9 protein-coding genes are annotated in these 11,944 nt (G+C 57.5%); 1 reads left to right on the forward strand and 8 read right to left on the reverse strand.

The window, feature by feature from the left end; translation table 11 throughout:
* Positions 1-79 precede the first annotated feature (79 nt).
* The 3 genes from ROO76_03000 to ROO76_03010 all read right to left on the reverse strand — a co-directional run bounded on the left by ROO76_03000 (position 80) and on the right by ROO76_03010 (position 4,011).
* Positions 80-1,990, reverse strand: a complete 1,911-nt coding sequence (locus ROO76_03000; GenBank protein MDT8067113.1) for a DUF3373 family protein — start codon at positions 1,988-1,990, stop codon at positions 80-82.
* Between the two features lie 36 nt (positions 1,991-2,026).
* Entirely contained in the window at positions 2,027-2,371 is a 345-nt protein-coding gene (locus ROO76_03005; protein MDT8067114.1) for a cytochrome c, read from the reverse strand.
* A 566-nt stretch (positions 2,372-2,937) separates the two neighbouring features.
* Complete coding sequence (locus ROO76_03010) at positions 2,938-4,011, reverse strand: LacI family DNA-binding transcriptional regulator (protein ID MDT8067115.1); 1,074 nt, start codon at positions 4,009-4,011, stop codon at positions 2,938-2,940.
* 103 nt (positions 4,012-4,114) lie between these two features.
* Between ROO76_03010 and murC the strand changes: the two genes are divergently transcribed.
* Positions 4,115-5,503 carry a UDP-N-acetylmuramate--L-alanine ligase gene (murC, locus tag ROO76_03015; protein ID MDT8067116.1) on the forward strand — a complete coding sequence of 463 codons (1,389 nt, stop codon included), beginning with the start codon at positions 4,115-4,117 and terminating at the stop codon, positions 5,501-5,503.
* A gap of 137 nt (positions 5,504-5,640) precedes the next feature.
* Here murC and murG read toward each other — a convergent pair whose 3' ends face one another.
* The 5 genes from murG to murF form a co-directional block, all read right to left on the reverse strand.
* On the reverse strand, positions 5,641-6,732 hold the full coding sequence (gene murG / locus ROO76_03020) for an undecaprenyldiphospho-muramoylpentapeptide beta-N-acetylglucosaminyltransferase (GenBank protein MDT8067117.1): 1,092 nt from the start codon (positions 6,730-6,732) through the stop codon (positions 5,641-5,643).
* 4 nt (positions 6,733-6,736) lie between these two features.
* Positions 6,737-7,828, reverse strand: coding sequence for a putative lipid II flippase FtsW (ftsW, locus tag ROO76_03025; GenBank protein ID MDT8067118.1), 1,092 nt, complete (start codon positions 7,826-7,828; stop codon positions 6,737-6,739).
* Positions 7,829-9,205, reverse strand: coding sequence for a UDP-N-acetylmuramoyl-L-alanine--D-glutamate ligase (murD, locus tag ROO76_03030; protein MDT8067119.1), 1,377 nt, complete (start codon positions 9,203-9,205; stop codon positions 7,829-7,831).
* Between the two features lie 116 nt (positions 9,206-9,321).
* Positions 9,322-10,461, reverse strand: coding sequence for a phospho-N-acetylmuramoyl-pentapeptide-transferase (gene mraY / locus ROO76_03035; protein MDT8067120.1), 1,140 nt, complete (start codon positions 10,459-10,461; stop codon positions 9,322-9,324).
* Positions 10,462-10,558: 97 nt separating this feature from the next.
* Positions 10,559-11,941: a UDP-N-acetylmuramoyl-tripeptide--D-alanyl-D-alanine ligase gene (gene murF / locus ROO76_03040; GenBank protein ID MDT8067121.1), complete on the reverse strand. Its 1,383-nt coding sequence runs from the start codon at positions 11,939-11,941 to the stop codon at positions 10,559-10,561.
* Positions 11,942-11,944: the final 3 nt, after the last annotated feature.

The following is an 11,944-nucleotide window of genomic DNA, read 5'->3' on the forward strand; positions in this document are numbered from 1 at the left end:
TCCCGTCTGAACTACACGTACTTGCCCGGCGGCCCGAGGACAGTTATGTCTCGCGGCCGCCGGAAAGAGGCACAACGCCCTAGAAGCGAGCGGTTAGCCCGACCGTCAACATGCCTGCCCGGTCATAGGTCGGGAATCCGAGCATCGGCGTGGAATCCAGGCGCTTTGGCGCGCCCACATGCCAACCGGATCCGCTCCAGGTGTAGTTGAAACGCTGGTAATCGGCTTTGAGAATGAAACGTTGGTTGATGCGATGCGTTAGATAGGTTTCGAAAACGTCACCACGAGCGCTTGTCTTCGGCGAAATGATGTCGTCTTCTGCTTGCGCGAAGTTGAACCAGTACTTGGAACCGTGGTTGTACTCAAATCCCAGCTTGGTTCGGCCATCGTTCTGCGGGAAGGCATAGCGCACGCCCGCGTACACCATGTAGCCGGAGTGGTTGGTGGCGCTCGCGTCGAACGGATCTGATCCCAACCCGCCAAACGGACTGGTTACGCCGTTCGGAAGGAGAGTGTTGGCGTTGATGCTCACAAAAGTATCGAACTGAGCGAGGCGCTTCTGCATCGTCAATCCGTACAGATTGATCCCACCCAGGTTGGCCGAGGGGCTGTAGCGCATGACGACCGGAGCCCCCACCGGGTTGCCAGTGATGGGGTTATTGGGTAATACCATCGTGCCGGCGAAACCGTCGGTTACATTCCAGGCGTGAGCATAGATCGCCTGAACAAATGTCTTTTCGGTCTCGATCAAGTCGATCATGCCGCCGAACAGGTGAACGTCTTTGACGCGATCAGCCGGGCTCTTCAGCAAGTCGCCATTTCCGAAGCCCGCCGTATAGCCCATGCCATAGCAGGCCCGCACAGTCATCGTATCGGTGATGTGGTAACCCACGGTCACGCCGTCGTACTGATAGTCGAACAATGAGCCGGGGGGCGTTCCGCCGCGCGGTTCGTCTTGCCGGAAATTCATGGGTGGCCCATCCGTGGAGGGACGCCGTCCAATGGACAGGTAGAGTTTTGAGCCGCCGATGTCGTGCCAGGTAAAGAACGCGCGCTCCACGCGCACCATGTCGCCTGTCGGAACCCGAGCGGTAGTGCCGTCAACGTTGAGCGAGTTTGCCTGGCCATTGAACACCTGGACATTGGTTGAGTCGCCGAACGTCTTGTACATGCTCAGACGGGCACCCACTGTAACGTTATCCGAGACCGGAGCATCGAAATTGAGACGCAGGCGATTTGTCATCAAGACATTCGTATCGGCCGAGTAGCCAGGCACAAGCACTCCGGGAACCTGCCCCAGGTACTGCATCATTGCCTGCTGCATCTGGGGCGAGAAAGCCCCGACCATCTGCTTCAGTCCGGGATTGTTAGGATCGGCGTTGTTGAACTGCAGGTTGTTGGCGAAATACTGATATGAGGAGTAATTGCTGGCGACAGCCCCATTCACCAGGTTGGCGAAGTTTGCTGGAGTATTAACTTGCCCATTGGGCAGCGTAGGGCTGCTCAAAATTGCTCCCATCTGGTCAGGCGTATAACCGTTCAAGGCCCCAAACCACAGCGTCTTCACCATCATGTTCTGTAGCCGCATCCCGTCGTAATGCGCCGGAACATGGCCGAAGATACTGTGCGATTCCACCCGGAAATCGCCGCTCCACTGCAGGCGATCGAGCGCGGAATGCCGCTCGGTCTTGTTGACGCGATCATCGAGGTCCTTTACCTGGGCCTGGAGGTCGGTCGCGGAGACCGTGTCGTCTTTCTTTGCTTCTTCCGCCTTTTTCGCTTCTTCTGCCGCTTTGTCCTGCGCGGCCTTCTCTTGTGCGGCGAGCCTCTCTTCCATGGCCGCCAATTGTTTCTTCAGTTGCTCGATTTCCTGCTTCATCTGGGCATTGTCCTGGCCGGTAGACGCGGTTTCTTGCGCCCTCGCCATCGGACTCGCGAGCATTGCAGTCAGAATGAACGTAGATATAGATGTGCGTATGAATGTGCGCATGATTCGTTCCTCAGAGAAAACGGTGAAGAATGCTGTCTAACCGCACGTCGCGGGCTGTTCCGAGTCCGCCGCGTGATCGATGCAGAAACGCTGAATGCTCTTGATCTGTTCTGGCGTCAGGAGATCAAACAGCTTCTTGCCTTCTTTGGGATGAACCGCGGTCTTGTGGCTCGTTGCGAGCTTGGTGGTAAAGAACCTGCGCCATTGTTCCTGGGTCAAAGTCATGGGCGTGTACATCCCATTCTTCGAACCCTTGTCGTGACAAACCTTGCAGTTGCTTCGATAAAGTGACTTGCCATCCTGCGGGCCGGCAGCGAAGACCAATCCCGTCAGGGTAATCAAAACAGCACACAACAACAAAAAACGATAGTAAGAATGCATCTCTAGCTCCTCCGGCTAAGAAATTTACATGCCGGCAACTCCAATCATCCGACTGTTCACGTACAGGAAACCGTGAGCCGTATCACATCGTTAAGTGTCAAACTGTTTAGATATTTCTTAACTTCGAAATACCGATCGCGTCATCCGTTCTTTTTTCCGGGAACGCTATTACTTGGCTGCTGGGCAAGCGAGGGGAAAAAGAGGGCCGGTCGAAGCCGGCCCTATTGGAGAAGGGCTGTTTAGAAAATGAAACGCACTCCGAACTGGAACTGGCGGGGCGTAGTGACAGTATTCGTCAGTGATCCGCCGTGTGGGGCCCGCCCGGATTACAGGTAAGATCAGGCCTCTGATTGAAATAAGAAACGCCATTTGCAATGTTCAACGCTCCGGCAGTCGGCGAGGCAATCGGAATACCGGAACTGACATACACAATGGCGTTGGTCGTCCAGTCCCCCAGAATCCTGTCTGTCGCGCCACTCAGATTCAGCGCACCGCCCATAACCCTGTATTGAAACGTATTAAAGACCTAAACCCTGTCTCTCAAGAGAAATTGTTACACACGCAGGTTATCCGAGAGGACGCGTGGATTGTCGAACCACGAGTTCAGGCGCAAGTTTTCGGTGCGCCAGCGAAAGTTCCCGCTTTTCCATCTTCGCCTTGATGGCCTGGACCACGAGGTCTGCCGCCGCGCTCCCCATGGTCTCCATTGGTTGCCGGACGGTCGTTAATGGAGGGATTGAAAATGCCGCGGGCGCCACATCATCGAAGCCTATCACCGAGCATTGTTCCGGCACCTTGATCCCGAGCTTCGCCAGCGCTCGCATTGCGCCCAGCGCCGTAATGTCGTCGTAGGCCATCAGCGCCGTGAACGGACGGCATCGTTTCAGCAGTTCCTCGGTGAGTTTCTCCGAAGTGTCGAACACCATATTCGGGTCCGCCTCGCTGGATATCTCGACCACCAGTTTGGAATCGATATTCAACTTCACAGACCGCGCGAATGATCGCACCGCATTCCACCGCAACTGGCTGTCTTCCAGCGCCTTCGGCCCGCGAATGAACGCGATCTGCCTGTGCCCAAGTTCGTACAGGTGCTCAATCGCCTTCCGCGCGCCCGCTTCGTTGTCTACGATCACCGAACTCATCGCATCCGGCTGGATTTCACGTGCCACGATGACCGTCGGAATGCGGTGTTTCTCCAGGTCCGACAGAAGGTTGATGTCAAGCACCAGCCAGTTCGCAATCACGATCAGCCCTTCGACACGGCGCTCCAACATCAGTTCCAGGTAGCGCTCAAATCGCGAAAGATCGTTATGCGCGTCGGCAAAGATCGAAAGGTAGGAATACTGAAAAAGTCCGTTCTCGATGCCACGCACGATCAAGGTGCAGAATGGGTCGGTAACATCGATGACCATGACCCCGATCGTGTGACTCCTGCTGCCACGTAACGAGCGTGCAAACTGGTTCGGACTGTAGCCCAGTCGCTCGGTAACCTTCTTGATGTGAACCTTCGTCTTTTCGGAAATGTAGCGCGCCAGGGGAGCATCATTCAGGACGATCGAAACCGTGCCCACAGAGAATCCGCTCTCGCGCGAAATATCTTTCACGGTAACCATCGACGAAGCTGTTTTGCCGCGGGACATTCCACAAACACATACTGCATTCCACCAGGAAACGCAAACGGAACTTTGGCCCCGCAGCAGTTCTGCGTCAATCCTGGTGTTTATCCTTTACAATCATCTCTTCATGTTCGCGAAGATTCAGCGCATTCATTTTGTAGGCATCGGTGGAATCGGCATGAGCGGCATTGCCGAGGTGCTGCTCAATCTCGGATACAAAGTTTCCGGCTCGGATCTCAAGCACTCGGGCGTAACAGCTCGGCTGATCTCCCTTGGCGCGCAGGTGTTCGATGGGCATCAGGCGGAGAACGTACGGGGAGCCGATGTTGTCGTTACGAGTTCGGCCATAGCCCGAGATAACCCAGAAGTCGCCGAGGCGCACCGCCTGCACCTGCCCGTCATCCAACGGGCCGAGATGCTCTCCGAGTTGATGCGCCTCAAGTACGGCATTGCCATTGCCGGGATGCACGGCAAAACCACCACCACCAGCATGGTTGCCTCCGTGCTCGCCGCAGGCGGCCTCGATCCCACGGTGGTGGTAGGCGGGCGCGTCGACGCAATGGGTTCCAACGCCCGTCTGGGCAAATCTCAGTATCTGGTCGCCGAAGCCGATGAAAGCGACCGCTCTTTCCTGAAGCTTTCGCCGATCCTCTCGGTGGTGACCAACATCGATCGCGAGCACATGGACTGCTACCGTGACATGCAGGACGTGGAAGATACGTTTATCGAATTTATAGACCGAGTGCCTTTTTACGGCATGGTCGTCGCCTGCTGGGACAACGAGGCTCTCCGGGCGCTTCTACCGCGAGTACAGCGGCGTGTGGTCACTTACGGAATAGGCGAAGGCGCGGATTTCCGCATCTCTTCCTTCGCGCGGTGCGGCACGCAGGCAGAACCGAACAGCACCTTCGAGGTCACCTACAAAGGCCGCAGCCTCGGCGAGTTCCACCTGCGCGTCCCGGGAGCCCACAATATCCTGAACGCAACCGCCGCCATCGCCGTCGGCATCGGGCTTGACGTCGGCCCGGAGCATATTCGCCGCGCACTCGAGGAGTTCCGCGGCGTGGACCGCCGATTCCAGATCAGGGGTTCCGGAGCCGGTGTCACCGTTATCGACGACTACGGACACCACCCCACCGAGATCAAAGCCACACTCGCTGCTGCGAAGGAATGCGGATATCGGCGCGTACTGGTCGTCTTCCAACCGCATCGCTACACAAGAACCCAATTGCTGATGGAAGACTTCGCGGACGCATTCCGCGACGCCGATGCCGTGTTCATGCTGGATATCTATGCGGCAAGCGAGCCGCCGATCGCAGGAGTGAACGCGCAGTCATTGGCAGCGAAAGTCCGCGACAAGTGCAACCGTCCGGCTGAGTATGTCGCGACCTTCGACGACGCCATTGAAGCCGTCGCGAAGAACGCGCAGGCAGGAGACATGGTGCTCACCTTGGGAGCAGGCAATGTCTCCCAACTCGGATTACTCATCGTGGATCGTCTGAGCGCAACGTACTGATTTGAGGATAGACAAACTGGGTGCCAATCCTGATGCCCTCTTTTGGCGTTAAAGTGGGATAGTTCTTTCAGGTCCTTCAAACCCTCAAGAGGCACGTACCTCGCGATGACTGCGCCCCGCCGGACTTGAGGACATCCTTATTGGGTAGTGCTGACCGCTGCTTTGCTCTTCCCCGCAATCCGTGCTGCGAGTTCGGCGATCTGCCCGGCTGCATTCGGATGTGACAGCTTCTTCGCAGCTTCCGACATCGACCGTAACCGTGCTCGGTCTTTCAGCAAGCCAATCACGTTTTCCGCGAATCGCTTCGAGTTCAAATCCTTCTCTTCGATCAGAACCGCGGCGTTATTTCGAACCAGTAATTCGGCGTTCTTGAACTGGTGATTGTCCGCTGCTCCGGCAAAAGGTACGAAAAGTGCCGGCTTCGCGGCGGCGGTGACTTCGGCAACGGTACTGGCGCCGGAGCGGCACACCAGCAGGTCGGCTCCGGCGAATGCTGAAGCCATGTTGTCGATAAACGGAGAAACTTCGGCCGAGATCTTCACGTCGAGATAGGCCTTGGTAACCATCTCGTATTCCTTCTCGCCGGTCTGATGGACGACATGCAGGCCGGGAAGCGCGGCGGAGAGTTGCGGAAGAGCCTCCACCAGAACCGTATTGAGGATATGCGACCCCTGGCTGCCGCCGAAGAGCAGCAGCGATGGACGAGCGTTCGCAGCGCGGGTTGGGATCTCGAAGAAGCGCTGCCTGACCGGCACGCCTGTCACAACGCAACGCTTAAAGTACTGGCATGTGGCCTCGAAGTGAACGGCCGCGGTAGTGGCGAACGGCGCAACCATCTTGTTCGCGAATCCAGGAACAACATTGGGTTCAAAAATGAGCGTGGGTATACGGCGCAGAGTCGCCGCGAGCATCGCCGGTCCGGAGGCATAGCCGCCGACCCCAATCACAACGTCAGGCTTAAATTCGCCGAGAATTTTGGACGAGGCCAGGATAGCTTGTGGAAGCGCGAACATCGTTTTAGCCCGGGTTGCCAGGCTGACGCGCTTGAGAGCCCCAACTTCGATAAGCCGCAACTCGAACCCGGACGCCGGGACAAGCCGGGTTTCAATGCCGCGCGCGGTGCCGATAAACACCACTTCGGCGCTCAGGCGCGACTTCAAGTCCTGGGCGATCGCGAGCGCCGGAATAACGTGACCGCCCGTCCCGCCACCTGCAAGAACCGCTCTCATCAATTTAGTCCGTCTGTTTTGTGATGTTCAGTAAAACGCCGACGCTGGCTAAGGTTATAAACAGCGACGACCCGCCATATGAAATGAAGGGCAATGGAATGCCTTTGGTTGGCAGGAGTCCGAGCACCACGCTGATATTGAAGAATGCCTGGACACCAACCATGGAGGTGATACCGACGGCGAGAAATCGCGCAAAGTTGTCCTTTGTATTCAATGCGCAGCGCAGGCCGCGATAGCAGAAGAACGCAAAAAGGGCCACGATTATGACCGATCCGATCAACCCCCACTCTTCGGCTATTACCGCGTAAATGAAGTCGGTCTGCGGCTCGGGAAGGTAGAACAGCTTCTGCTTCCCTTCCATCAGCCCCTTTCCTGTAAAACCACCCGTACCGACCGCGATCAGCGATTGGATCATGTGGAAGCCGCTGCCCTGCGGATCCGAGTAGGGGTTCAGGAACGCGAGAATACGCTGGTAGCGCCACGGCGTCCGGAAGATCAGCCAGTACAGCGGCACCATGGAAGCAGCCGCGGCGTATCCGAGATACTTGGGGTGCATTCCTGCGACCCAGAGCACCGTGGCAGTGATGGCGCAGCAAGCCATCGCGGTTCCGAGATCCGGCTCCTTTACAATCAGGAGCGCAAACAGCACGCTCGGGATGACTGCCGGAACCAGCGTTCGTCGCCAGTCTTCAATGTCGCGAAGACGGGTTTCCAGGAAGTACGCGAGATAAAGGATAAGCGCGGGTTTCGCAAGCTCCGACGGCTGAAACGAAAACGCGCCGAGTTTGATCCACCGATGCGTATTGTGCGACCGGTCGAGGAAGAGAACGAGTATCAGGAGCAGCGTTGTAATGGCCACGCTCGAGTAGACGAACGCCGGATGCCGGTACTTGCGGTAGTCCACGTTCATCAGCAGTAGCATCGCACCGATACCGGCGAACGCCCAGAACGTCTGCTTGACCATGAAGTAATAAGGCGAGCCGAAGCGGTCCTTGGCAATCACCGCCGAGGCACTGAAAACCATGACCAGCCCTATGAGAACAAGGAGAACGGTAACGCCAAAAAGCCACCGATCCACGCTGACGCGCTTGGCCACCTACTTACCTCCTACGTGGGTGGCTTCGCGCGCGGCCAGCGCATGAACGGCTTCTTTGAACGCGCGCCCGCGGTGTTCGTAGCTCTGGAACTGATCGAAGCTGGCACACGCGGGCGCCAGCAGCACGATGTCGCCAGCCTGTGCGAACTCGCTCGCCTTTCGGACAGCCTGGTCGAGAGTTCCAGCGCTGGTGATTTCGACACCGGCAATTTGCGACTCGATCTTCTGCGCCGCCGCACCAATCGTGTAAATCCGCTTCACACGCTCTTTGAGCAGATCGTTAAGCACGGAGTAGTCGCTGCCTTTGTCTTTCCCACCTAGAATCAGGTGAATGTTGCCGGGGAAAGACTCGAGCGCCTTGATCGTTGCATCGACGTTCGTGGCCTTGGAGTCATTGAAGTACTGCACGCCTCGAATGGTGGCAGTGTATTCGAGCCGATGCTCAACGGCCTTGAAATCCTTGACAGCCCGACGGACCTTCGTCGGTTCGACTCCAGCGAGAATCCCCATCGCGGCCGCCGCCAGAACGTTCTCAAGGTTGTGCGCGCCCTTGAGCGTGATCTCATCCACTGGCATGATCTCGCGCTCACCTCGCGCATCGCGAAAGATAATCTTCCCGTTGCGAACGAATGTTCCTCGCTCCACTTCTACTTTTCGGCTGAACCAGTAGACCTGCGGCGTAAGCTTCTGTACAAGCGTCACACAGGTCGCGTCGTCCATATTAAGGACGGCAAAATCCTTCTCCGACTGATTCTCGAAGATTCGCGCCTTTGCCGCGATGTAAGCCCCCATCGAGCCGTGCCGGTCAAGGTGGTCCGGCGTGATATTGAGAATCGCAGCGATATGCGGCCGAAAAGTCTCGATTGTTTCCAACTGGAAGCTGGAGATCTCCAGCACAACCCAAGTGCTGGGCGATGACTGGTCAACGAACGTAATAGCCGGCGTGCCAATGTTTCCGCCCACCAGCGATTGGAATCCACCCGCGGCAATCACCTCGCCGGTCAGCGTGGTCGTAGTCGTTTTTCCGTTCGACCCGGTGATCGCGATAACGCGACCCTGCAGGAAGCGCGTCGCCAATTCGATCTCGCCAATAACCGGAATCCCCAGTTTTCGGGCATTCATCAGCGGCGGGACGTCGTTCGGAACGCCGGGGCTGACCACAATCAGGTCCTGCTCGCGAAAAGTCCGCTCTCCGTGCTTGCCCGTTTCCACGACGATGCCCTTGTCGAGAAGCGCCGGGATCTCCGTCCGGAGTTGCTCCTGTGACTTCTCGTCGGAGACGGTGACCCGCGCCCCGCGCGATTGCAGAAACAAAGAAGATGCAACGCCCGATTTACCGAGCCCGACCACCAACACACGTTTGCCTTGCACGTCCATGAGTGCCTTCGTCATTGTGCCACGGAAAATGATTGGCGCAATCAGGTAAGAACCTATAAGTGTATCGTTTGAGGCTCAAAACCGGTTGCCTCAATGCGCCCGGGAGCGCCCTGAGATTAGCGCAGTTTCAAGGTCGTCAGTGCGAACAGCGCGAAGATCAGCGACGCGATCCAGAAGCGCACGATCACCTTCGACTCCGACCATCCCATCAGTTCGAAATGGTGGTGCAGCGGCGCCATCTTGAAGATTCTCTTCTTGCGAAGTTTGTAGCTGCCCACCTGCAGTATGACCGAGAGTGCTTCGATGACGAAGATGCCCCCGATGAACGGCAGCAGCAGTTCTTGCTTGATGATGACCGCAACCGTCCCAATCGCTCCGCCCAGCGCGAGCGACCCGACATCGCCCATGAAAACTTCCGCGGGGTGCGCGTTATACCAGAGAAAACCGATCGCTGACCCGACCATCGCCCCGCAGAAAATCGTCAGTTCCCCAACTTGCGGCAGGCTCTGAATTTCAAGGTAGCTGGCGAAAACGGCATGGCCGCTGACGTACGTCAGCACCGTCAGCGCGCCAGCCGCAATCACCGTGCACCCAATCGCGAGCCCGTCGAGGCCGTCGGTAAGGTTCACGGCATTGCTCGATCCGACAATTACCAGCACGACGAAAGCAATAAACGGCAGGAAAGCGATGGGCCACAGGTGCGGCTTATCGAGCAAAGAGCTAAAAACAAGGTCGGGCCGGAACTTCTTGGCGAAGGGCACAATCAAGTGCGTCGAGTACATGCCCACAGCCTGGTAGATGATCAGTGTCGCCCCGATGATGACAGCGAACAGGATCTGAAGTGCCATCTTGGTGCGCCCGGTCAGGCCAAGGTTCCGGCGGTGGACGACTTTCAGATAGTCGTCAGCAAACCCGATCCCCCCGTAGGCGAGAGTCGCAAAGACAGCGATCCAGACAAATCGATTCGTCAGGTCCGCCCAGAGAATCGTCGGAATCACGATGGCGATGACAATGAGCACTCCGCCCATTGTCGGAGTGCCAGCCTTCTTCTGGTGCGCCTTCGGACCTTCTTCCCGGATGTATTGGCCGATCTGGAACTCGCGCAGCCGGTTCACCACCCACGGCCCAACGATCAGCCCCATGAATAACGCCGTCAGGCTGGCGAAGGCCGTTCGGAACGTGAGGAATCGGAAGAGCCTGAACGGCCCGATGCCGAAGTGCCGGAAAATGTATTCGTATAAAAGCCAGTAGAGCAAAGAAAACCCTTTTCTAGAATGTCGGAATGACAATGTCAGAATGACGAATGGAACTGCTTTTCGCCGTAATGCATTTCATTCGTCATTTCGACATTCGTCATTTTGTTCGTATCATTCGCGACTTAAACACCTCAAGCCCTCTCTCCAACCTCACTCCCCGCGATGCCTTGAACAGAATCGCGTCTCCTTCGCGCACTTCCGAAGCCAGACGTTCGCCTGCCTCTTCAGGCGTCTCCACGAACTCCGCGTCCTGCAACCCCGCCTCGTGAGCACCTTCTACACAAGCCTGCGCCATGCCCCGGACGCCGATAAGCCGAGTAACGCCGCGTTCGGCCATGTAGCGCCCGCACTCGCGATGCAGTTCGGCGCTCGTCGGTCCCAGCTCGAGCATCTCCCCAGAGACCACAATGTGGCGCTTCGCCGGCATCGAGAGGAGTGCGTCTACCATTGCCCTGAGGGCTTTCGGATTGGAATTGTAGCAATCGTTCAGTACCGTGCTATTACCGATTTGGAGTACCTCTCCACGCTTTTCCACCGGAGCCATTGTGGCGAGAGCCGCGGCCGCCTCCGACGGTCGAAATCCGAACTGCATTGCCACTGCTACCGCGGCAAGCGCGTTCAGGACATTATGCTCGCCGACCAGAGGCAAAGTGGTGCGCTCCCGAACACCTTCCACCACAAGATCGAACTCGGTTCCAGCGGTGCCCCGTGCATCAATCTTCTGCGCCAAAATATCAGCGGGACGGCGAATACCATACATGACGACCTTGCCGCGGAAGTCGCGGCCGAATTGCGACACGTACTCGTCATCGGCATTCAGAACGGCCACGCCCTGTGCCGGAAGCGATTCGATCAGCTCGTACTTGGCTCGCGCGATCCCCGCGATCGAGTCGAAGAACTCGAGGTGTACCGGAGCAACGTTCGTCACGACACCCACGTCTGGCCTCGCCTGCCGGGCAAGTTCAGTGATCTCCCCCGCATGCGACATGCCGAGTTCCAGGACTGCGATCTCGTGCTCGGGCTCGAGCTGAAGCAGATTGAGCGGCAATCCAAAATGGTTGTTGAAGTTCCCGCGCGACTTGTGGACTCGGAACTTCGAAGCCAGTACGTGAGCAATGGTTTCTTTCGTCGTGGTCTTGCCGGCGGAGCCGGTAACCCCAACGAGCTTTTTCCCCCAGATGCGGCGGACAGCTGCACCCAGCGACTGCAGCGCCACAAGTGTATCGTCAACCGCCAGCAGGTTGGTCTTGGCCGCAAACCGTGCGGCCGCGTCTTCGCGAACGACAGCCGCGACTGCGCCGGCCGCCAGGGCGGCCTCGACATAGTCATGGCCATCGAGGCGCTCACCTTTGACGGCGAAGAACAGGTCGCCCGGTTGGATGGTGCGGCTGTCAATGGAATAACCGGTCGCGACGGCATTGTCGTCGAACTCACCCACCGCCTGCACCAGTTCCGAAATCCGCAAGAGAGATAACTTCATTCG

The sequence above is a fragment of the Terriglobia bacterium genome (assembly GCA_032252755.1).
Lineage (GTDB): Bacteria > Acidobacteriota > Terriglobia > Terriglobales > Acidobacteriaceae > JAVUPY01.